General features: G+C 72.4%; 21 protein-coding genes. 7 read left to right on the top strand and 14 right to left on the bottom strand.

Features of this window, described 5'->3' with window-relative positions; genetic code table 11:
* Positions 1-11: 11 nt before the first annotated feature.
* The 4 genes from ACZ58N_RS24595 to ACZ58N_RS24580 all read right to left on the bottom strand — a co-directional run bounded on the left by ACZ58N_RS24595 (position 12) and on the right by ACZ58N_RS24580 (position 5,205).
* On the bottom strand, positions 12-365 hold the full coding sequence (locus ACZ58N_RS24595; RefSeq protein ID WP_471163683.1) for a UBP-type zinc finger domain-containing protein: 354 nt from the start codon (positions 363-365) through the stop codon (positions 12-14).
* Positions 362-1,840, bottom strand: coding sequence for an ATP-binding protein (locus ACZ58N_RS24590; RefSeq protein WP_471163680.1), 1,479 nt, complete (start codon positions 1,838-1,840; stop codon positions 362-364). Before ACZ58N_RS24590 ends, ACZ58N_RS24595 begins: the two co-directional genes overlap by 4 nt.
* Positions 1,837-3,513, bottom strand: coding sequence for an NAD(P)/FAD-dependent oxidoreductase (locus ACZ58N_RS24585; RefSeq protein WP_471163678.1), 1,677 nt, complete (start codon positions 3,511-3,513; stop codon positions 1,837-1,839). The genes ACZ58N_RS24590 and ACZ58N_RS24585 overlap by 4 nt, the downstream gene beginning before the upstream one ends.
* 144 nt (positions 3,514-3,657) lie before the next feature.
* Positions 3,658-5,205: a helix-turn-helix domain-containing protein gene (locus ACZ58N_RS24580; protein ID WP_471163675.1), complete on the bottom strand. Its 1,548-nt coding sequence runs from the start codon at positions 5,203-5,205 to the stop codon at positions 3,658-3,660.
* Positions 5,206-5,417: 212 nt separating this feature from the next.
* Between ACZ58N_RS24580 and ACZ58N_RS24575 the strand changes: the two genes are divergently transcribed.
* The gene (locus tag ACZ58N_RS24575) at positions 5,418-6,173 is read left to right on the top strand and encodes a DUF4232 domain-containing protein (RefSeq protein ID WP_471163672.1); all 756 of its coding nucleotides are present in this window, start codon (positions 5,418-5,420) and stop codon (positions 6,171-6,173) included.
* Between the two features lie 93 nt (positions 6,174-6,266).
* Here ACZ58N_RS24575 and ACZ58N_RS24570 read toward each other — a convergent pair whose 3' ends face one another.
* The 3 genes from ACZ58N_RS24570 to ACZ58N_RS24560 form a co-directional block, all read right to left on the bottom strand.
* On the bottom strand, positions 6,267-6,569 hold the full coding sequence (locus ACZ58N_RS24570; protein WP_471163669.1) for a DUF6479 family protein: 303 nt from the start codon (positions 6,567-6,569) through the stop codon (positions 6,267-6,269).
* Between the two features lie 56 nt (positions 6,570-6,625).
* Positions 6,626-8,143 carry a glycerol kinase GlpK gene (gene glpK, locus ACZ58N_RS24565; RefSeq protein ID WP_471163666.1) on the bottom strand — a complete coding sequence of 506 codons (1,518 nt, stop codon included), beginning with the start codon at positions 8,141-8,143 and terminating at the stop codon, positions 6,626-6,628.
* 63 nt (positions 8,144-8,206) lie between these two features.
* The gene (locus ACZ58N_RS24560; protein WP_471163663.1) at positions 8,207-9,055 is read right to left on the bottom strand and encodes an MIP/aquaporin family protein; all 849 of its coding nucleotides are present in this window, start codon (positions 9,053-9,055) and stop codon (positions 8,207-8,209) included.
* Between the two features lie 276 nt (positions 9,056-9,331).
* Here ACZ58N_RS24560 and dhaK point away from each other — a divergent pair, with 276 nt between their 5' ends.
* The gene (dhaK, locus tag ACZ58N_RS24555) at positions 9,332-10,336 is read left to right on the top strand and encodes a dihydroxyacetone kinase subunit DhaK (RefSeq protein WP_471163660.1); all 1,005 of its coding nucleotides are present in this window, start codon (positions 9,332-9,334) and stop codon (positions 10,334-10,336) included.
* A 60-nt stretch (positions 10,337-10,396) separates the two neighbouring features.
* Here dhaK and ACZ58N_RS24550 read toward each other — a convergent pair whose 3' ends face one another.
* The 3 genes from ACZ58N_RS24550 to ACZ58N_RS24540 all read right to left on the bottom strand — a co-directional run bounded on the left by ACZ58N_RS24550 (position 10,397) and on the right by ACZ58N_RS24540 (position 12,948).
* A complete protein-coding gene (locus tag ACZ58N_RS24550; RefSeq protein ID WP_471163657.1) occupies positions 10,397-10,552 on the bottom strand; it encodes a hypothetical protein in 156 nt (51 codons plus the stop codon).
* Between the two features lie 141 nt (positions 10,553-10,693).
* Positions 10,694-11,650, bottom strand: coding sequence for a TerC family protein (locus tag ACZ58N_RS24545; RefSeq protein ID WP_471164008.1), 957 nt, complete (start codon positions 11,648-11,650; stop codon positions 10,694-10,696).
* A 116-nt stretch (positions 11,651-11,766) separates the two neighbouring features.
* The gene (locus ACZ58N_RS24540) at positions 11,767-12,948 is read right to left on the bottom strand and encodes a serine hydrolase domain-containing protein (protein ID WP_471163654.1); all 1,182 of its coding nucleotides are present in this window, start codon (positions 12,946-12,948) and stop codon (positions 11,767-11,769) included.
* Between the two features lie 346 nt (positions 12,949-13,294).
* On the opposite strand from ACZ58N_RS24540, the gene ACZ58N_RS24535 reads away from it, so the two are divergent.
* On the top strand, positions 13,295-13,633 hold the full coding sequence (locus tag ACZ58N_RS24535) for a hypothetical protein (protein ID WP_471163651.1): 339 nt from the start codon (positions 13,295-13,297) through the stop codon (positions 13,631-13,633).
* Positions 13,634-13,707: 74 nt separating this feature from the next.
* Here ACZ58N_RS24535 and ACZ58N_RS24530 read toward each other — a convergent pair whose 3' ends face one another.
* Positions 13,708-15,336 carry an FAD-binding oxidoreductase gene (locus tag ACZ58N_RS24530; protein ID WP_471163648.1) on the bottom strand — a complete coding sequence of 543 codons (1,629 nt, stop codon included), beginning with the start codon at positions 15,334-15,336 and terminating at the stop codon, positions 13,708-13,710.
* A 64-nt stretch (positions 15,337-15,400) separates the two neighbouring features.
* On the opposite strand from ACZ58N_RS24530, the gene ACZ58N_RS24525 reads away from it, so the two are divergent.
* Positions 15,401-16,054 carry a TetR/AcrR family transcriptional regulator gene (locus tag ACZ58N_RS24525; protein WP_471163646.1) on the top strand — a complete coding sequence of 218 codons (654 nt, stop codon included), beginning with the start codon at positions 15,401-15,403 and terminating at the stop codon, positions 16,052-16,054.
* On the opposite strand, the gene ACZ58N_RS24520 is transcribed toward ACZ58N_RS24525, so the two are convergent.
* Positions 16,041-16,508: a MarR family winged helix-turn-helix transcriptional regulator gene (locus ACZ58N_RS24520; protein WP_471163644.1), complete on the bottom strand. Its 468-nt coding sequence runs from the start codon at positions 16,506-16,508 to the stop codon at positions 16,041-16,043. The two genes, ACZ58N_RS24525 and ACZ58N_RS24520, sit on opposite strands and share 14 nt — an antisense overlap.
* Positions 16,509-16,597: 89 nt before the next feature.
* On the opposite strand from ACZ58N_RS24520, the gene ACZ58N_RS24515 reads away from it, so the two are divergent.
* The 3 genes from ACZ58N_RS24515 to ACZ58N_RS24505 all read left to right on the top strand — a co-directional run bounded on the left by ACZ58N_RS24515 (position 16,598) and on the right by ACZ58N_RS24505 (position 19,807).
* Complete coding sequence (locus tag ACZ58N_RS24515; protein ID WP_471163642.1) at positions 16,598-17,476, top strand: SDR family NAD(P)-dependent oxidoreductase; 879 nt, start codon at positions 16,598-16,600, stop codon at positions 17,474-17,476.
* A 623-nt stretch (positions 17,477-18,099) separates the two neighbouring features.
* On the top strand, positions 18,100-19,320 hold the full coding sequence (locus tag ACZ58N_RS24510; protein ID WP_471163640.1) for a molybdopterin molybdotransferase MoeA: 1,221 nt from the start codon (positions 18,100-18,102) through the stop codon (positions 19,318-19,320).
* Positions 19,321-19,459: 139 nt separating this feature from the next.
* Complete coding sequence (locus ACZ58N_RS24505) at positions 19,460-19,807, top strand: gamma-glutamylcyclotransferase family protein (RefSeq protein WP_471163638.1); 348 nt, start codon at positions 19,460-19,462, stop codon at positions 19,805-19,807.
* A gap of 68 nt (positions 19,808-19,875) precedes the next feature.
* On the opposite strand, the gene ACZ58N_RS24500 is transcribed toward ACZ58N_RS24505, so the two are convergent.
* Both ACZ58N_RS24500 and ACZ58N_RS24495 read right to left on the bottom strand, forming a co-directional pair.
* The gene (locus ACZ58N_RS24500) at positions 19,876-20,460 is read right to left on the bottom strand and encodes a hypothetical protein (RefSeq protein ID WP_471163635.1); all 585 of its coding nucleotides are present in this window, start codon (positions 20,458-20,460) and stop codon (positions 19,876-19,878) included.
* A 112-nt stretch (positions 20,461-20,572) separates the two neighbouring features.
* Positions 20,573-20,969, bottom strand: a 397-nt coding sequence (locus ACZ58N_RS24495; protein ID WP_471163633.1) for a hypothetical protein, incomplete at its 5' end; no start/stop codon positions are given.

The raw sequence follows: 20,969 nt of genomic DNA, 5'->3' as shown, positions 1-20,969 counted from the left end.
CGGGCCGGTCCTCAGCGGTGCAGCAGGCCGGGCCAGTCCTGCGGGACGCGGTCGGCCGGCCCGGGGGACGGCTGGTCCGCAGGGTGGGCGTCCGGTGGCGTCAGCTCGGGACCCGACTCGTACATGGCGTCGGTGGCGTAGTCCCAGAACCATCCCTCGCCGGGCTCGAAGCTCTGTACCAGGGGATGGCCGCTGGACTTCCAGTGCGCGGTGGCGTGTTGGCCCGGTGAGGAGTCGCAGCAGCCGATGTGGCCGCACTCGGCGCAGCGTCGCAGGTGGAACCACCAGCCGCCCGCCTCGTCGCAGTCGGCGCACCCGGTGCCGCTGGGCGGGGCGCTCGGGTCGATGCCGTCGATGCCGGTCATGCGGGGTCCTCCTCGGTGGTGTCGGTTCCGGTGAACTCCCCGACCTCCGGAGCGGTCAGCGGGAGCAGGACCTGGAAACGGGTGTCACCCGGGACGGATTCGACCTGGAGGCTCCCGTGGTGCTTGCTGACGACGATCCGCCAGGAGATGTCCAGGCCGAGACCGGTGCCCTCACCGACCGGTTTGGTGGTGAAGAACGGGTCGAAGATGCGGCTGCGGACGTCCGCCGGAACGCCCGGTCCCGTGTCACGGAACTCCACCAGCAGCCTGTCGCCCTCCCGTGCCGTGCGGACCGTCAGGGTGCCCTCGCCGCCGGTGCTCCCGATCGCGAAGACGGCGTTGTCGATGAGGTTGGTCCACACCTGGTTGAGCTCCGCCGGATAGGCCGGTACGTCCGGCACCGAGCGGTCGTAGTCCTTGACCACCCGCACCCCGGGACCGATCTTGCCGGACAGCATCAGCAGGGTGCTGTCGAGGAGCTCATGGACGTCGACCACCCGGTGCGGGGCGCGGTCGAGCTGCGAGTACTGCTTGGCCGCGTCCACGAGATGGGAGATGCGCGTGGTGGAATCGTTGATCTCGTCCATCAACAGCTCTGTCTCGACCGTGTAGTTGAGCCAGCCGATCGCACCCGGCAGGACGTCCTCGTCGACGGCGGCCGCGACCTGCTCCAGCCAGTCCGTGTCCAGTCCGGCCTGCACGAAGGTCGGTGCGACCCGCCAGCCCTCGGTGATGCCGTGGTCATCGAGCCAGTCGGCGAGCTCGTCCTCACGGTCGGAAGCCTCCAGCGGACTCAACGCCGGTGCCTTGGCGACACGTTCGGCCGTGCGCTCCTGGATGTCGATCAGGCCGGCGATGACCTCGCGCGGGTAGGGGCCCTGCGCGATGACGGCCAACTTGTGCCGCATCTTGCCCACCCGCTCGCGCAGCGCCGCGGTCGCCCGTACGGCCGCCGCGGCCGGGTTGTTCAGCTCGTGCGTGAGACCCGCGGACAACGACCCCAGGGCCAGCAGCCGTTCACGCTGCCCGATCGCCCGCTGCGTGTTCTTCGAACCGAAGAACAGCCCCTCCAGCAGGTGCGCGGCCATCGGGAACCACTCGCGCATGACGTCCGCGAACGACTCCGCGGGCAGCACGAAGAACCGGGTCGGTTCGGTCACCCGCATCGAGTTGGTGTAGGTCTGCGGCACCTGTTCACCCAGGTACGCCTGCATGGCTCCCGCGTACACGCCGCGCTGCGAGGTGCGGCTCACCTCCACGTCGTCGCCGCCGACCCGGCGGGCCAGTACGACGGTGCCCTCGATCATCACGAAGAAGCAGGTGGCCGGGTCGCCCTCGGTGTACACCGGTCCCACGTCGAACCGTTCCACCCGCCCTTCGGAGCAGAGCCGGCCGAGCTGTTCCGGGGACAGCTTCTCGAACAGGAACAGCGAGGCGATCTCCTGCGGGGCGCAGGGCATGACCTGCCCGCTCACGACTGCTCCAGGTACCGGTGGACGAGCATCACGGCCATGGCTCCCTCTCCGACGGCGGACGCGACGCGCTTCGCGGACCGGGCGCGGGCGTCGCCCGCCACGAACACGCCCGGGACGTTGGTCTCCAGGTGGTAGGGGGAACGGTCCAGTTCCCACTCGGCCGGCGGCCGCCCGTCCGGTGTGAGGTCCGGCCCGGCCAGGATGAAGCCGTGTTCGTCGCGCAGCACCGTGCCGTCCAGCCAGTCCGTCAGCGGGGCCGCGCCGATGAAGACGAACATCCACTGCGCGTCGACGAGTTCGGTCGCCCCGCTGTCCACGTTCCGGAGCGTCAACTGCTCCAGGTGCCCGTCGCCGTGCGCCTCGTCGACCACGGTCCGGGGCCGCACCGTGATGTTAGGGGCCTCCTCGATCTGCTGGATCAGGTAGTACGACATCGACGCCGCCAGGGAGTCCCCGCGCACCAGCAGCGTCACCGACTTGGCGCCGCGCGACAGGTACATCGCCGCCTGCCCGGCGGAGTTGGCGCCGCCCACGATGTACACGTCCTGCCCGTGGCAGGAGGCCGCCTCGGTGAGGGACGAGCCGTAGTACACCCCGCAGCCGGTCAGGCTGTCGCAGCCCGGCGCGTGGAGCTGCCGGTACGACACGCCCGTCGCCAGGATCACGCTGTGCGCGGCGACCGTCGACCCGTCGGAGAAGTGGACGACGCGCGCCGGACCGTTGACCTCCAGCCCGGTGACCTCGCGCGCCGTGAGGATCTCGGCGCCGAACCGACCGGCCTGCCGGCGGGCGCGTTCCGTGAGCTGTGCGCCCGAGACGCCGTCCGGGAAACCGAGGTAGTTCTCGATGCGGGAACTCTGTCCGGCCTGTCCCCCGGTCGCCGACCGCTCCACCAGGACCGTACGCAGCCCCTCGGAGGCCCCGTAGACCGCCGAGCCGAGGCCGGCCGGGCCGCCGCCGATCACGACGAGGTCGTAGAAGTCGGCGGTGGGGGTCGTCGCGAGCCCGACACGCGCGGCCAGTTCGGGCGCCTCCGGTTCGACCAGCACACCGCCGTCGGGCGTCACCACCAGCGGCAGTCGCTGCCCGTCGGCCCCCGCCGCCTCCAGCAACCGTCGTCCCTCCGGCTCGTCGGAGGAGTACCAGCGGTACGGCACCTGGTTGCGGGCGAGGAACTCGCGGACCTCCGAGGAACGCGCCGACCAGCGGTGCCCGACCACCTTCGTGGCGGGCACCGGGCGGTGGTCGCTGGAACGCCAGGCCGCGAGCAGGTCGTCCAGGACGGGGTAGAGCTTCTCCTCCGGCGGGTCCCAGGGCTTGAGCAGGTCGTGGTCGAGGTCGACCACGTTGATCGCGTCGATGGCCGCGTTGGTGTCGGCGTACGCGGTGAGCAGTACGCGCCGCGCTCCCGGGTACACGCCCATGGCCTCTTCGAGGAAGGCGATGCCGTTCATCTGCGGCATGCGGTAGTCGGCGAGGATCACCGCGACCAGGTCCCCGCGCAGTTTCAGTTCGCGCAGCGCTTCCATCGCGGACTCGCCGGACTCGGCGCGCACGATCCGGTACTCGGCGCCGTAGCGGCGCCGCAGGTCACGGGCGATGGCGCGGGAGACCCCCGGGTCGTCGTCCACCGTGAGGATGACGGTCCGCGCCGGATCGGCGGCCTGTGCCATACGTCGTCTCCACCCCGAGCGCTCTGGGCGGGCGGCACCGCGAGCCGTCCGCGCCGGTTCCCGCCCATCGTATGTTCGATCGTCCGGAACCGCTCCGGGACGCCGGCGACCGTGCGCTCCCGGTACACCGCCGGTCGCTCCCGGTCAGGTCGTCGATCCCGCCGGCACCCATCCGTCGCCGCCGAGGGGGAACTCGAAGCCGGGCCGTCCGTTGTGGCCGCTGGTGCGGAACGGCTTGCCGTTGTGGTCGATGGTGAGGGTTCCCTGCCGGGAACCGCTGGACCAGGCCAGTTCCAGGTACCAGCTGACGTCGTACGCGGAGGCGTCCGCCTTGACGTAGAACACCTCCGGCGCGGATTCGCTCACCTTGAACGGGAAGTTCGGCTGTCCCGCCACGGGGGCGAAGGCCGGGCGCGCGGCGTCGAGGGCCACGGTGAACGAACGCGTCGGCACGCCGGCGCCGCAGCCGACGCCCGGGTAGCCCATGGCGTAGTCGTTCCAGGCGAGGGGCGTGCGCTTGCCGGCCGTACGGACGGTCATGCTCTCCAGGACCACCGTCTCCTTCCCGGAACCCTGAAGGGTGAGCGTGACGTACTGTTCGCCCGCCGCCACCGCTCCGGACGCCGCCACCCATGCCGGTGCGTCCCGTTCGAGGGGCGGGGGCCCCACCTCGGTCGGCGGCTTGTCGATCAGGTAGTGCTGGCCGCAGGGCGACTCCCAGGTGTGCGGCTGGGCCGCGACCGTCAGCGGTGCGCCGGCCGCGGGGCCGGCGCCTCCTTGCCCTCCGGCGGGGGAGGAGGGAGCGGATCCGGCGGCCGTTCCCGTACCGGCCGTCCCGGGAACGGCGCCGGCGGGGCCCGGTCCGGTGTCCTGGGACGCGGACGGGGACCCCGACGGGGACGCGGGGGACGAAGCCGTCGACGGACCCACGGAAGCCGTCCCGCCACCCGGTCGGCCCGGTTCGCCGGGCGCCGACGCGGCGGCGCCGGCGGGACGCCCCCGGGCGCCGGTGTCCGAGGTCGACAGGCTCAGCGCGAGGGCGACCGCCCCGGCGACGACCGCCACGGCGATCCCGGCGAGTACGGGCCGGCGCGGCCGGCGCCGCGAGGTATCCGGCACGTGACGCCCCACGGCCGTGGGCGGCCAGGCCTCCTCCGCCGGGGAACGCGGCACCTCCGTGGCCCGCGACGCCCGCGCCGCGTCCGGCCGTGCGGGCGGGGCCGCAGCTGCCTGAGCCCCCGGGGTGGGCGGTACCTGTGCCGCCGGGTCCGGCCCCGCCTCCGGTGTCGGCGTTGCCCGGGCGTCCGGGGACGGCGAACCCGTTGCCTCCGGGGACGGCGACGCCTGCACCTGCGGCATCGGCGACTCCGGGGAGAGGGGGGCCGCCGGGGCCGCCGCGGCCCGTGTCTGTGCCCTGCTGCCCGGATCGCCGCCCTTGCGGGGGCGGTTCGCGTCCGCCAGGACCCAACTCCGATGCAGTGCGACGAGTTCCTCGGGCGACGCCTTGCAGAGCCGGGCGAGCCGTTCGACCGGCGCGTACTCCGCCGGGACGACGTCGCCGCCGCAGTACCGGTGCAGGGTCGACGTGCTCATGTGGAGCCGCTTGGCGAGCGTCCCGTAGCTATGGCCGGACCGGTCCTTCAACTCGCGCAACAGCACGGCGAACTCGGACCCAGCAGTGTCTTCCGACACTGTTCCTCCCACCCGGATATCCCGTTCCGCGTCCCGGGAACAGGTTGTTTCAGCAGCTCAGAGCCTGTGTGGGCGTCCCAGCATCCCTGATCACCCGTTGGTGGTGGTGACCGGGACGGATCACCGCACAGGCTGATGCCATCCAAGCACACCGCCCCCGGCAGCCGGTCCCGACCGCCGCCGCGGGCAACCCGTATGAGAGGCGATCAGCCATGTTCGTGTTCCGTTCCGCCCCCACCACGACGTCCGTCACCCCCACCTCCCGACGGTTCGTCGGCGCGGCCGTCGCCGTCGTGGCCGCGCTCGCCCTCACCGCCTGCCAGGACGGCACCGGCCTCAAGGACGAGGGAGCGGCGGCGGCCTCGGCGACCCCTTCCGCGAAGGGCGTCACGAACACCCCCCAGGGCGCCGCGTCCGGCGGGCAGGGGACCCCCGGCGGTCAGGCCGGGGCCAAGGGCGGAACCGGGACGACGGGCGGAGTGCAGACCGGCGCCGGTCCCACGAACGGGAAGGGCTCCTCGGAGCAGGCCGCCGACGGGAAGCGCGTCCTGTGCAACGGCTCCAACACCACCGTCACGGTCCAGCCGGTGACGCGTCCCCTCAACCACATGCTGATCACGGTGAAGAACACCGGATCCAGGACGTGCGACCTCACGTACTACCCGGTGCTGCGCTTCGACGAGATGCAGTGGGCGCCGACCGCCCGTAAGGAGACCCAGCCGCAGGCCGTGGTGTCCCTCGCGCCCGGCGGGTCCGGCTACGCGGCGGCCCTGCTGTCGGCGGCCGACGGGAGCGGTGAGGGCGGCACGACCGGTCACCGGCTCACCGTCGCCTTCCAGGGCATGACGCCGAACAGCAGCGGCGGCGCGTCGGCGACCCCCTCGCTGCCGGCCGCCGGTGTCCACTACGACAGCTCGCTGACCGTCGGCTACTGGCAGCAGAACGTCGAGGACGCCCTCGGCTCCTGAACCGGCCCCGGGGCCGGTACGCCGTGGCACGCCCGCCGACGGTCGGCGGGCGTGCCACGGCTCGGGTGGGCTGCGATCGCGCCCGGCGGTCGGTCAGCCCTCGCGCTTCTCGCCGCCGTCCCCGATGTTCCCGTAGCCGGGGAAGTCGTGCGGCCCGGCGTGGCCGCGCCCTCCGGAGAAGTCACCGGCGTCCGCCGGGGGCGGCGTCGCGGCCGTGCCGGGGGACGAGGGCCCGCTGTCCGTGGGCCCGGTGCGCAGGGTCCGACGGCGCTTGATCCCCCACCAGACGGCGGCGATCAGCAGCACCGCCACGACGATGCCGATCAGGGGGAGCAGCCAGGCCCCGCCCGACGTTTCGGCAGCCGTGGTGATCGTGGGTCGGAGCGTTGTTTCCATGGGCGGCGCCTACCCCGTGCGGCGCGGCGCATGTGCGGGGACGGGACGAGCCGGGCCTATTCGACCCGGACCCAGTCGAGGGTGCGTTCCACCGCCTTCTTCCAGCCCTCGTACCCCTGCGCGCGCCGGTCCTCGGACCACTGGGGAGTCCAGCGCCGGGATTCCTGCCAGTGGGTGCGGAGTTCGTCGGTGTCCTGCCAGAAGCCGGTGGCCAGACCGGCGGCGTAGGCGGCGCCCAGTGCGGTCGTCTCCGCGACGACCGGTCGGCTGACCGGCACGCCCAGGACGTCGGCCTGGATCTGCATGCACAGGTCGTTGGCGGTCACGCCGCCGTCCACCTTCAGCACGTCGAGGTGGACGCCGGAGTCCTGTTCCATGGCCTCCACAACGTCGCGGCTCTGGTAGCAGATGGCCTCCAGCGCGGCCCGCGCCAGGTGGCCGTCGTCGTGGTAGCGGGCGAGTCCCACGATGGCGCCGCGGGCGTCGGAGCGCCAGTACGGTGCGAACAGGCCGGAGAAGGCGGGGACGAAGTAGATGCCGCCGCTGTCCTCGACCGTGCGGGCCAGACGTTCGCTGTCGGGCGCGTTGTTGATGATCTTCAACTGGTCGCGCAGCCACTGGATCGCGGAGCCGGTGACCGCGATGGAACCCTCCAGCGCGTACACGGCGGGCTCGTCGCCGAACCGGTAGGCCACGGTCGTGAGCAGCCCGTGCTGCGACCGGACCGGTTCCGTACCGGTGTTGAGGACGAGGAAATTGCCGGTGCCGTACGTGTTCTTGGCCTCGCCCGGAGCGAAGCAGACCTGGCCGACGGTGGCCGCCTGCTGGTCGCCGAGGACCCCGGTGATGGGGACGGCGCCGCGCAGCGGCCGGGAGGTACGGGTCCGCCCGTAGGCGTCCGGGTGGGAGGACGGGTTGATGCTCGGGAGCATCGCCCTGGGCACGTCGAAGAACCCGAGGAGTTCGTCGTCCCAGTCGAGGGTCTCCAGGTCCATCAGCATCGTCCGGGAGGCATTGGTCACGTCGGTGGCGTGGATGCCTCCGTCGGGGCCGCCGGTGAGGTTCCACAGCACCCAGCAGTCCGTGTTGCCGAAGAGGGCGTGCCCCTCCTCGGCGGCGGCGCGGACCCCGTCGACGTTCTCCAGGATCCACTGGATCTTGCCGCCGGAGAAGTAGGTGGCCGGTGGCAGGCCGGCCTTGCGCCGGATGACGTCCCCGCGGCCCGACCGTTCCAGGGCCGCCGCGATCGAGTCGGTACGGGTGTCCTGCCAGACGATCGCGTTGTAGTAGGGGCGCCCGGTGCGCGGATCCCACACCACGGTCGTCTCCCGCTGGTTGGTCACGCCGATGGCCGCCAGGTCGGAAGCCGCGAGGTTCCCGTGCCGGAGGGCGTTCTGCATCACCGAGTTGGTGCGTTCCCAGATCTCGACGGGGTCATGCTCGACCCAGCCCGAACGGGGGAGGATCTGGGTGTGCTCCAGTTGGTGCCTCGCCACCTCGTTGCCCGCGTGGTCGAAGACCATGAAACGGGTGCTGGTGGTCCCCTGGTCCACTGCTCCGACGAAGTCGGCCATGGCAGGCCTCCTCTCGGGTCGGTCACTCTCTCGGGACGGTCCCGCGGACCCCCTCCGGGTCGCTCAGCCCTCGTCCGGAGCGGGTACCCGACCGGGGGGCTCCGGCTCGGCGGTCGGCAGGAACCGGCCGATGAGGACCTTGTACAGGCCCGCGCCCAACAGACCGCCGATGAGGGGGCCGATGATCGGGACCCAGTAGTAGAACTGCCCGTACTGATCCCGCCAGGCCCCGCCGTAGCCGGTGAGGAAGCTGGCCAGTCGGGGGCCGAAGTCACGTGCGGGGTTGATCGCGTATCCGGCGTTGGTGCCCCAGGCCATACCGATCGCGACCACGATCAGGCCGACGATGAACGGGGCCAGGTTGGCGCCCGGCGGCGTGCCCATCAGGTCCGTGACCGCGAGGATCAGCAGCAGCAGGATCGCGGTGCCGATGATCTGGTCGCGCAGCGCACCCCACTCGGTGACCGGAAGGTTGGTGTTCCCGTTGGCGGGCAGCGTGGAGAACACGCCCTGGGTCTTGATGGTGTGGCCGGGGTCGACCTTGGCGAGTGCCTCGGTGTAGTTCCACCGGACGATCAGAGCCGCCACGAAGGCGCCGGCGGTCTGCGCCAGCGCGTAGGGGGCCACCTTGCGCCACGGGAAGCCCTTGAACGCCGCGAGGGCGACGGTCACGGCCGGGTTGAGGTGGGCGCCGCTCAGTCGCGCCGCGACGTAGACGCCGAGGGTGACGGCGAGGCCCCACGCCCAGGCGATGCTGTCGTGGTTGCCGAGGCCGCCCGGCGGATCCGTGAGGCCCCCGCCGGCGACGACCTGGGCCACCACCCCGCAGCCGAAGAGGATGAGGACCATGGTTCCGGCGAACTCGGCGGAGAGTTCGCCGACCAGCCCTGAGTCCTTGAGTCGCTTGACCATGGGGGCCCCTTTCCCGACGGCCGGTCCCCGGCCGTCCCACGACCCGCGCACTGCGCAATTAGTTCAATATCGGACGTGTTCCCCGCGATCCCGAACATATGCCACATGTGTACGGGTTTCGACGGAGGTCGGACGCGGCGGCGCGCGGATGGACCCGCGGGCGCGGCACCCTCGCGGATCTCCCCGACGCGGCGGCACACTTGGGGGTACGGCGGGGCGCGGCGACCGGCTGCGACCGGCCCGCCGACCGAAATCGGCCCGCCCGGGAGGCACTCCATGAACATGCTGATCAACAGTGCGGAAACGGTGGTCGCCGACGCCCTGCGGGGGATGGCCGCCGCCCACCCCGACCTCGCCGTCGACGTGGAGCGGCGGGTGGTCGTACGGCGGGACGCCAAGGAGGGCGGGCGCGTCGGTTTGGTGTCCGGAGGCGGCTCCGGCCACGAACCCCTGCACGCCGGTTTCGTGGGTCACGGGATGCTGTCGGCCGCCTGTCCCGGCGAGGTGTTCACCTCGCCGGTGCCCGACCAGATGCTCCGGGCGGCCACGGACGTCGACTCGGGCCGGGGCGTGCTGTTCGTCGTCAAGAACTACACCGGCGACGTCCTCAACTTCGACATGGCCGCCGAACTCGCCGAGGAGGACGGGATCCGGGTCGAGCGGGTGCTGGTCGACGACGACGTCGCGGTGACCGACAGCCTCTACACGGCCGGGCGGCGCGGCACCGGGGCCACCCTCTTCGTGGAGAGGATCGCCGGGGCGGCGGCCGAGGAGGGGGCGCCGCTGGAGCGGGTCGCGGCACTGGCCCGCCGGGTGAACGCCGCCTCGCGGAGCTTCGGTGTGGCGCTCGGCGCCTGCACGACCCCGGCCAAGGGCAGCCCGACCTTCGACCTGCCCGACGGCGAACTGGAGCTCGGCGTCGGGATCCACGGGGAACCGGGCCGTGAGCGGCGTCCGATGATGCCCGCGCGGGAGATCGCCGAGGTGGCGGTGGCCGCCGTGCTGGAGGACCTGGCGGCGGTGGCCCCCGCCGACGGTCCGGTGCTGGCCCTGGTCAACGGGATGGGGGCGACGCCGTTGTTGGAGCTGTACGGGTTCCACGCCGAGGTGGCGCGGATCCTGGAGGCACGGGGAGTGCCGGTGGCGCGGACCCTCGTGGGCAACTACGTCACCTCGTTGGACATGGCCGGCTGCTCCGTGACGTTGTGCCGGGCCGACGACGAACTGCTGCGGCTGTGGGACGCCCCCGTGCAGACGGCCGCCCTGCGCTGGGGCCGCTGACGGGACCGCCGTCCCGACCCGGTCCGCGCCGGCGGACCGGGTCGGGACGTGTGGGGGAGTTCAGCGGGCCCCGTGGCCGTGCTCGACGTGGCCGTGGTCGGCCTGTCGGGTGTCCGCCAGGTAGTCGGGGCACACGGGATTGTGGCAGGGGCCCGGGATCCACACGGGTACGTAGACCCCCAGCGTCTTGTGCCGTCTCTTGATGGTCGTGCTCACGGACTGCTTGCAGGCCGGGCACGCAAGCGCCCCTTGGGGACCGGTCTCATGCTCGGTTTTACTCATTTTTTAACAATAAGCCCGTTTGTCCCGAAATGGGAGGTCGTCCTCCGAGGCCGCCTTCCCGCGCCCCGCTCGGGTTCAGCCGGCGGGCGGCCGGGACGGCTCGTCCTCCTCCGCGGCGGGCGGCCGGCGGACGCTGAGGAGGACGGAACCGGCCAGGACGACGACGATGACGGCCAGGCTGACCGGCGAGGGGATCTCGGGAACGCTCGGGCTGATCATCTTGTGGGACGCCTGGAGGATGAGCTTGACCCCGATGAAGGCGAGGATGATCGCGAGACCCTTGCTCAGGTAGTGGAACCGGTCCAACAGCCCGGCCAGCAGGAAGTACAGGGCGCGCAGGCCGAGGATCGCGAACGCGTTGCTCGTGTAGACGATGAACGCGTCGTCGCTGACCGCGAGGACGGCCGGGACGCTGTCGACGGCGAAGATGAGGTCGGCCGCCTCGATCGCGGCGACCACGGCGAGCAGTGGTGTCGCGACGCGCTTGCCGGCCTCCTTCACGAAGAACTTCGTCCCCGCGTACTCGTCGCGGACGGGCACGACCTTGCGGAGCATCCGCACGGCGAAGCTCTTGCCCGGGTCGAAGCTGTCCTCCTCGTCCTTCATGAGCTTGTAGGCGCTGTAGAAGAGCACGGCGGCGAAGACGAACAGCACGGCGGTGAAGCGGTTGACGACGGCGACGCCCAGGGACAGGAAGATCCCCCGGAACACGAGGGCGCCGATCACCCCGAAGAACAGCACCCGGTGCTGGTATTCGCGGGGCACCTTGAAGTAGGCGAAGATCACCGCGAAGACGAACAGGTTGTCGACGGACAGGCTCTTCTCCAGCAACCACGCCGTCGTGTACTCGGTCCCCGCCGTCGTGCCGAGGACGAGGAAGACCAACCCGCCGAAGGCGAGGGCGAGACCCACCCACAGGGCGCTCCAGAGGGCGGCCTCCTTGAAGCCGATCACGTGGGCGGTGCGGTGGGCCAGCAGGTCCACCGCCAGCGACACCACCACGGCCGCGGCGAACGTCCCCCACAACCACATCGGGACATCGAGCACGCCAACACACCCTTATCGCGGCCCGCGCGCGACGCGCGGGCCCTACCGGGTCGAGCCTCTTAGAGGAGTCTGCGGCATTTCGGCCGCCGGCGCACCGTGGGTCACTCCGCCTTCAGGGCGGCCTCCGGGGCGAGGTGGTTGGCGATGTCCGCCAGGAAGGACGAGGCCGCGTTCTGCACGGTGCTGCCCAGGCCCTGCGTCGCGACCGTCGCGATCGCGATCCCCTTCGAGGGCAGGTAGGCGACGGCTCCCGCGTACCCGGCGAAGGACGGGTTCTGCAGGATCCAGCCGTTCTGCACGGCCAGGCCGAGGGCGAACGAGGTGTTCGGATCGATCCGCGAGACGGGTGCCAGCTGCTTGCGGTGGGACTCGGCCGACAGCAGCTCGCCCTCGCCGATCGCCGTGAACGACTTCGCCATGTCGCCCAGGGTGCCGGTCATGACCGCGCCCGGCGCCAGCGTCCACGAGGGGTTCCAGTACGTGGCGTCCTCGAACACGCCGCGCTCGTTGTCGAATCCGTGCAGCACGGGTGCCGGGATCTCGGCCGTCGTCGGGATGTCGGTCGCGTCCAGGCCCATCGGCCCCAGGACGTCCGTCTCCATCACCTCGGCGAGCGGACGCCCCTCGATCCGGGAGATGACGTCGCCGAGGAGCACCCAGTTGGCGTGGGAGTAGGCGAAACCCGAACCGGGTGCCCGCACCAGCGGTTTGGACACCGAGATCTCCACGAGTTCGCGCGCCGTCCAGTTCCGGAACGGGTTCTTGTACAGGTCCGCGATGAACTTCGGGTCCCGGACGTAGTCCGCGTAGCCGGAGGTCGTCGAGGCCAGCATGCCCAGGGTGATCTCGTTCGCGTGCGGCACGTCCGGGCGCCAGCGGGACAGCTTGTCGTCGAGGGAGGCCCCGCCCCGGTCGACGATCCGCAGCAATGCGGTCGTCAGGTAGGGGATGGAGACCGCGCCGATCCGAAAGCGCATGTCGGTGGTGGCGGGCACCCCCGTCATCGCCTGGCCCGCGGCGGCCTCGGTGACGCGCTCCCCGTCGATCCACACCTCCGCCATGGCCGCGGTCAGCTTGTACCGGGCGAGCGCGTCGCGCACCCGGTCGCGCACGAACTCCGCGGAATCGGACGGTACGCACGTACCGCGCAGGGATGCCTGTCCGGCCGGGCAGGCCGCGACGGGGGCCACGTCGGCGCGCGCGGCGACGGCCGGTACGCCGGCCGGCGAGGCGCCGAGGAGCAGGAGCAGGCAGGCGAGGGTGAGGGGCTTCGAACGGCGCACGACGGTGCCTCCCAGGAGGTCGCGGAGCGGACGGGGGCGGTGCCGGTCACTCCTCGGGGGTTGCTCCCACCCGTGGGTGGGGAGGTGCGTCCACCCGCCGCGGGCGGCCTGCCGGTACCGGTTCACAGCCGACCTCCGATCCGCCGGGCGTACCACGGGCCACGATCCGGCATGACTGCCGTACGGGCGATTCCGCTGAGCCGGACGGGTGACGCAGGGGCTGACCGGTTGCGCGACGGAAGGAAACCCTGTCGACGGCCCGGGACGTGCGCGGGATCATGGCCCCGAGCGCTCGGACCTGAGCGCGGTCATGGGGAGAGGACGGGTGCGGTCGGTGAGGACACGCATGCTGAGGTTCGGCCTGTACGCGGACGCCGACGGGCTGGCCCGGGTCGCGGAAGTCGTGGACCGGGAGGTCGCCCGCCGCGCGGCCCGTGTCACGCGGCGCACCTTCGTGCGCGCCGCCGACGACCCGTCGTTGGCGCAGGACTACGACTTCCTCGCCGAGCAGTGGGCCGTCGAGCACCCCGGAGAGGACCGCGGCCTGCGGGAAGCGGCCGAGCTGCACGTCCGCCTGGTCTGCTCGCTGCGCACCCACCGGGCCCTCCGCAAGGCGGTGATCGGGGGCCTGTGCCCGGAAGGCGCCGGCCCGCACACCTGTCGCGTGCCCTGGTCGGTGTGGTGACGGGCGGCTGAGATCCCACGCCGGCGGCCGTACGGATCCGGCCGACCGGCGGGCCGGATCCGTACGGCGGCTGCTCAATCCACGAGCACGCCGGGGTTCAGGATGCCCCGCGGGTCCAACGCCCCCTTCGCGGCCCGCAGCGCGAGCGCGAAGGGCTCGGGGCGCTGGAGGTCGTAGCCGGCGCGGTGGTCGCGACCTACGGCGTGATGGTGGGTGATGGTCGCCCGGTGCCGGTGCAGGACCTCGCCCGCCACCGCCTTGAGATCGTCCCAGAGAGCCACCTCGTCACCGGCGCGGCCCGCGGCCAGGACGGTGAAGTACGGGGCCGCGCCGTCCGGGTACACGTGCGTCAAGCGGCAGTTGACGGTCGCGGGGTACCCGGTGGCCTTGACCGCCGCGGCGCCCACCTCGGTGCGCACGGCCTCGATCAGGCCCGGTATCCGGTCCCAGGTCGCGGCCGTCTCGAACGTTTCCGCGACGGCCCCCATCCTGGCCAGGCCGTCGCGCAGGTAGGGCATCCGCAGGAACGCGGACCGCCAGGCGCGGACGGCCGCGTCGCTGCCCGGAGCCCCGCCCGGCACCCCGTTCGACGCCCCGCCCCGGGCGCCGGCGGCGCCGTCGCGCCGGCCGCCGTACGAGAGGGCCAGCCGCACGGCCCGTTCCAACGGTCGGGCCACCGGTTCGTCCGCCGACTCGAATCCCAGCACCAGGACGGAACGGTCACCGCCCGCCGCGCCCGCCAGGGCGGCCTCGCCGGCGTCGAGCAACCGACAGTTCGCGGGGGAGAGGTCGGACTGGGCGAGGGCGCGGACCGCCCGCAGCGCGTCCTGGAAGTCCGTGAAGGTCACCGCGGCGGACGCCTTGTGGCGGGGGCGTTCCTGGAGGCGCACCCACGCCTCGGTGATGACTCCGAGCGCCCCCTCCGACCCCAGGAACAGCCGGTCGGGGGAGGGGCCGGCGCCGGAGGCGGGCAGCCGCCAGGAACTGCTGGTGCCGGCCGGGGTGACGACGCGCAGCGACTGCACGAAGTCGTCGATGTGCGTGCGCCCGGTGGCGTAGTGGCCGCCGGCCCGGGTGGCGAGCCAGCCGCCCAGGGTGGAGAACTCGAAGCTCTGCGGGAAGTGCCGCAGGGTCAGCAGGTGCGGCCGCAACTGGTCCTCCAGGTCCGGCCCGAGCGCCCCCGCCTGGATGCGTGCCGCCCGGCCCTCGGTGTCGACCTCCAGGACGCGCCCCATGGCCGTCAGGTCCAGGGACAGCACGGCCCGGTGGGCGTCGCCGCGGTACTCCACGCCCCCGCTGACGGAGGAACCCCCGCCGTACGGGACGACGGCGATCTCCCGGTCACCGGCCCAGTCCAGCAGGTCCGCCACGCCCCGTTCGTCCGTCGGCCGGGCCACCAGGTCCGGGATGCGGCCCGGTCGACCGCGCAGGGCGCGGGCGACGTCGCGGTACGCCTTGCCCATGGCGTGCGCCGCGCGGTCCTCCGGGTCGTCGCGGACCAGGTGGGCGAGGCTCGACGGCGGTTCGACCGCGGGCCGGGCGATGTCCAGGTCCGCGACGCGGGGAACGGGGAGCGGACGGGCGAGGGTGCCGGGGAGCAGGGCGCCCATCGCGACGCACTCGGCGTCGTCGGGGTGGGCGTCCGCCCAGCCCCAGCCCCACCAGGAGCGGGTACGGGACGAGGGAACGGTGGTGCCGGCCATGGAGGCGCTCCGGAGGTGGCAGGAATTTACCTAGGGGTAAATTACTTACTGATAATATCCGCCCATGGCAACCCCTCCTTCGAAAGCCGGCACCAAGGGAGTCCCGCGGCAGCACCGCCGGCAACAGATGCTCGAAGCGGCCACGGAGGAGTTCGGGACCCGCGGCTACGCGGCCGCCTCGCTCCCCGCGATCGCGGCCCGGGTGGGCGTCACCAAGACGCTGCTCCACCAGTACTTCGGCACCAAGGAGGACCTGTACGTCGCCTGTCTGGTGCCCGTCGGCGACCGCATCCTCGGCACGATCCGCACGGCCATGGGCCCGGACGCCACCGCGGCCTCGCACACCCCCCTGCGCGTGCTCCGCGCCCTCTTCACCGCGCTGGAGGGGCGACGGGAGGCGTGGTTCGTCCTCTACGACACCACCCTGCCGCCCGGCGGTGAGGCCGTGCTGCGTGCCTCGGAGTACTGGTCGGCCATCGACGGCCTCGCCGCGGGCGGCACCGCCGAACTGCTGCGCACGGTCGGATCCACCGACCCGTTGGACGCCGACGCGCTCAAGTACGTCTGGCGTGACCTGGTCGCCACCCTCGTCCGCTGGTGGGTCAAGCACCCGGAGCAGACCCCCGACGCCATGACGCGTCGCTGCGCCCGTCTCTTCGCCGCCGCGGCCGGGATCGCGTCGGACGTCCCGGATGCCGCGGGCGCTACGCGCCCTTGACGTCCTTCGTGGTCTTGAGCTTGCGCCACACGGTGCCCAGCGCCTCCAGGTCCCGCTCGTCCAGGAGGTCCGTGAAGACCGGCGCCAGGGCTTCGCGCCTGGTCGCGTCGGCCTCGGCGAAGACCGTGCGACCCGCATCCGTGAGGGACACCTCCACCGACCGGGCGTCGCGGGTCGAGGGTGTGCGCGTCACCAGGCCCCGTGCCTGCAGGGCGTCCACGACCCGCGACACCTGACTGCGGCTGAGCAGGGTGCTGTTGCCGAGGACGGAAGCGGGCACGGGCTCGGGGCTGGAAGCGAGCCACAGCATCACCTCGAACCAGGACACGGGGAGGTCGTGCGCCTTCACCAGGGCCCGGTCGACCCGGTCGGTCATCACGGTCCCGGCCCAGACCAGTCCGTAGAAGGCGTGGTCGGCCGGCTGCATCTCGGCTTCGGTGAGCTTCTTCGGCATGTCGGCAGTCTAGAGGTTGCGTGCACGCACACATAACTTTATGGTGTGTGTGCACGCACATAAATCACGTTCCGTGAAAGGCAACCGTCATGACCTCCTTTCCCGCCACACCCGAAACCACACCCGGCGAGGCCCGCCCCACCGTCCTGATCACCGGAACTTCCTCCGGGATCGGCCTGGCCGCAGCCGTCGCGGCGGCCCGCGCGGGCTGGCGCACGGTCGCCACCCTGCGTGACACCGGTCGGGCCGACGCCCTGCGCGAGGCCGCCGCCGAGGCGGGGGTGGAAATCGACATCCGGCAGCTCGACGTCGTCGACGAACGCTCCGTCGCCGCCGCGATCGACGGAGTGATCGCCGACCACGGGCGCCTGGACGCCGTCGTGAACAACGCGGGCGCCGGACACGTCGGAACCCTCGAACTCGAAACGGTCGCCGACGTCCGCGAGGTCATGGAGGTCAACTTCTTCGGCGTGCTCAACGTCTCCAAGGCCGCCCTGCCGCACCTGCGGGCCTCCGGCGGCCGACTGGTCACGGTCACCAGTGTCGGCGGCGTCGTGGGTCAGCCCTTCAACGAGGCGTACTGCGCCGCGAAGTTCGCCGTCGAGGGGTACATGGAGAGCCTGGCCCCCGTCGCGGGCGCCGTCGGCGTGAGCGTGTCGGTCGTCGAACCCGGCGCGGTGGCGACGGAGTTCGTCAACAACCTCGGACTCGACATCGAGGGCACGATCGCCGCCGCCGGCCCGTACGCCGACGCGATGCACAACTACGTGAACCGCACGGTCAGCCAGTTCATGGACGGCGCCCAGACCCCGGCCGGTGCGGCCGAGGCGGTCATGGAGGCGCTGACCGCGGAACGCCCCGCGTTCCGCATTCAGACCTCGCAGTGGGCCCGAGACTTCACCGGCACGAAGCTGGCCGACGGGGACGGCTCCGCCGTCATCGGCATGACCACCGGCTGGGTCTCCTGACCGGCCGCTCCCGGCGGCCGAACTGTGCTCCCGGGGGAACGGGGGCATGATGGCCGGGGCGGGCCGGCCCGCGCCGGAGCCGCGCGTGGCGACACGCCCGAGCCGGGAGGTTCCTCATGGCCATGGACGAATCGCAGCGGGCCTGGATGGCGGTGGGCGGGGTCATCGCCGTCATCCTGTTGAACCTCGCGGCCATCATCCTGATGAACGTCCTGTGACGGGAGCCGGCGCGGCTGTGCCCGGCGTGACGGAGCCCCTGCGCGTCGAACACCGCGATCGGCACGCAGGGGCTTCCTTCGCCGCGCCGACCCGGGGCTGCGAGAGCCGCAAGCAGTCCCGGGGGTGGGGCGTCCGCATCAGTGAACCAGGCGTCGACCCGCGGGTGCGACTGGTTCCTGGAACGGAATCGGGCCACTGGGGCCCCTGTGGGTTCAGTAAATCATCCAAGAGTCTAAATCCGCGATAAGCATCGCACCTGCAAGCACTTCACGATTTCCTTGCCGCATTTGCGAGCGTGCTCGATGTGGTGCTCACCGCTCGCCGGGGCCTGCGGTGAGGGGAGCGGCGCGAGAACGCAACGCTCCCCGTGCATGACGGAAAAACCGCCGCCGCAGGCTGGCGACATGCCCGCGAAGACCGACACCACCCCTGTGCCCGCCACCGCCCTGCCCGGCGCGGCCCCGCCCGCCCGGGAGGTGCCCTGGGGGCGGGCCCGGGAGCTGGCGCACCGGGCGCCGCTGCCCCTGGCCGCCCGCACGGTACCGCTCGCCGAGGCGGCGGGACTCACCACGGCCGCGGACCTGTGCGCGCCCGGCCCCCTTCCGGCGTTCGACACGGCCGCCATGGACGGGTACGCGGTGGCCGGCCCCGGACCGTGGCGTGTCGTCGGCTCCGTCCGGGCGGGCGGCGTCCGCCGGGGGCGGCAGGCCCCGGGTGAGGCGGTGGGGATCTCCACCGGAGCCCCGGTGCCGGCGGGCGCCCTCGCCGTGCTGCCGCTGGAGTCGGCGGGCGTCGAGGACGGCCTGCTGTCGGGGCCGGCACCCGCACCGGGGGAGCACATCCGGCGGATCGGTGAGGATGCCCCGGCCGGATCCCGTCTCGCCCCTGCCGGCACCCGGATCGGGCCGGCGCTGATCGGGCTCGCCGCGTCCTGCGGCCACGACGCGCTGCGGGTACGACCCCGGCCGACGGTCGGGGTGTTCGTCACCGGGGACGAGCTGGACCGGTCCGGCCCGCCCGGACCCGGCCGGGTCCGGGACGCGCTCGGGCCGCTGCTGCCGCCCCTGGTCACCGCGTTCGGCGGAGAGGCGGTGTCGGTGGAGCACGTTCCCGACCGGCCCGCCGGGCTGCTGGGCCGGGCCGTGCGCGCCGCGCGGGGTCCGCAGGTCGTCGTGGTCACCGGATCGACCTCGGTCGGCGCCACCGACCAGCTGCGGGAGTTCCTGTACGACGCCCGCGCGCGGATGGTCGTCGACACCGTGGCCTGCCGACCGGGACACCCGCAACTGCTGGCCGGTCTCACCGACGGACGTTGGGTCGTGGGCCTGCCGGGAAACCCGTACGCGGCTCTCGTCGCGGCCCACACACTGCTCGCGCCACTGATCGCCGGGCTCGCGGGCCGTGGCCTGCCCGCACTGCCGCGGGTCGCGGTGACCGGGAACGTACGGCCCGCTCCCGGTGCGGCGCGACTGGTGCCCGTCGCCTGGGAGGAGGCCGGGGCCAGGGTCGTCGGCGGTCACCGGGCCGCGTTCCTCCGAGGCGCCGCCGTGAGCGACGCCCTGGCCGTGATCGGCGAAGGATGGGTGGACGGCGCCCCGGCGCCGCTCCTGCTCCTGAACGGTTGACTCCGCGCCACCGGATCGACGGGGCAACAGGGCGTGGCCGCAACCGGGTTGCCCGACGAGGGGTCGGCGTTCCGCTGCCGTCCCCGTTCGGTAGGTTGGGGCGATCACGTCACGGCAGGCGATCCAGGAGGTCCTCCGCATGTCAGGCCCGGCCCGCCACCACTTGTTCTCCTACGGGACCCTGCGGTTCCCCGAAGTGCAGCGCGCGCGGTTCGGCAGGGCGCTCGACGGGACGCCCGACGCACTGCCCGGGTTCCGGATCACCTACATCGACATCACCGACCCCGAGGTCATCGCCGACAGCGGAACCGACCGGCACCCCCTCCTCGTGGCCTCGGCCGAAGCGGCCGACGCCGTCGACGGCACGGTCTTCTCGATCACCGACGAGGAACTGGCAGCCGCGGACGCCTATGAGGTCCACGACTACGCCAGGACCCGGGTGACCCTGCGCTCCGGCATCCGGGCGTGGGCCTACCTGGGCGCGTAGGCCGGGTCCCGGAAGGAGCACCGGACACCCGGCGCCCCGTCCGGAACCTGCCGCGGGCCGGCGCGGCCTCAGCCCTGATTCGGGTTGTACCCCCGGGAAGGGTCCGAGCTGCAGTGTGCCCAGAGTTCCAGGGCGTGCGTGCGGACGTCCCAGTTGGTCGCGGAGTGCAGCGAACTGCCGGTCCAGCCCGTGGCGAGTCCCTCCAGGACCGGTTGTTGCTCCTCGATGGCGACGGCGATGTTGGAACCCGCCTGGACGACCTCGACACCGCGGGGGACGTTCTCCCCGCCGGAGTAGTTCTGCCCGATGAGCCAGGGGTGATCCGTCGGGCAGAGGAACCCGGGGATGGGGATGGTCTGCAGGCCCCGGAGGCTCTGCCTGAGGACGCGCAGCCTGACCTCGTCGGTGTCCGCGCCCGGGCCCGTGGTCCCGGACGACACCGTGTGCCCGGTACCCGCCGTGTGACCGGAACCGACGAGGTTGTCCCGCCCCCCGATGTTGTTGTGGCTACCGTTGTTCACGATGACCGTCTTGTTGCCCGCCTCGTGTTCCGGCCCGTCCGCCGCGAGCGCGGAGGTGGTGCCGGTCGTGAGGACGGCCGAGAGCAGCGCGCAGGTCAGACCCGGAGCGAGAAGACTTCTGGTGTTCCTCATGAGGACCCTTCTTGGGACGGCACGCCTGTGGAAGCGGACCGCCCCACCTTCCAGGACGAAGGGGTGTGGCACGGTCTGACTCGCCCCGTCATTCCCTCGGGATGAGTAATTGTCAGAGATTCGGTACGGCGCACTCGGCGCCGGTCTCCCGCTCCCTGGACCGGGCGTACGGGAGGCCCGGGGCGACGTACCGGTGGAGGACCGCCCCCTGATGCTGCGCCGTGCGCAGCCGGGCGAGCGCGGCGACGTTCTCCTGGAGGGAACGCACCCCGATCTCGGCGTGGTTGAGCGCGTCGATGCCCTGGACGGCCGCGGCGAACGCCCGCACCGTCGTCAGGCACGGGACGGACCGGGCGACAGCGGCGGCCCGCAGCGCGTGGCCGTCGCCTCCGACGTCGCCGCCCCCTCTGTGGGACGGGGTGTTGACGATCAGGTCGACCTGTCCGTCGTGGATGAGTTGGACGATGTTCTTCTCGCCGTCGGGGCCTTCGCCGTCGCTGAGTTTGCGG

The sequence above is a fragment of the Streptomyces sp. NPDC040432 genome, from assembly GCF_055595445.1.
Note: the sequence above shows the minus strand (reverse complement) of the source record. Positions and strands in the feature narration are given on the sequence as shown.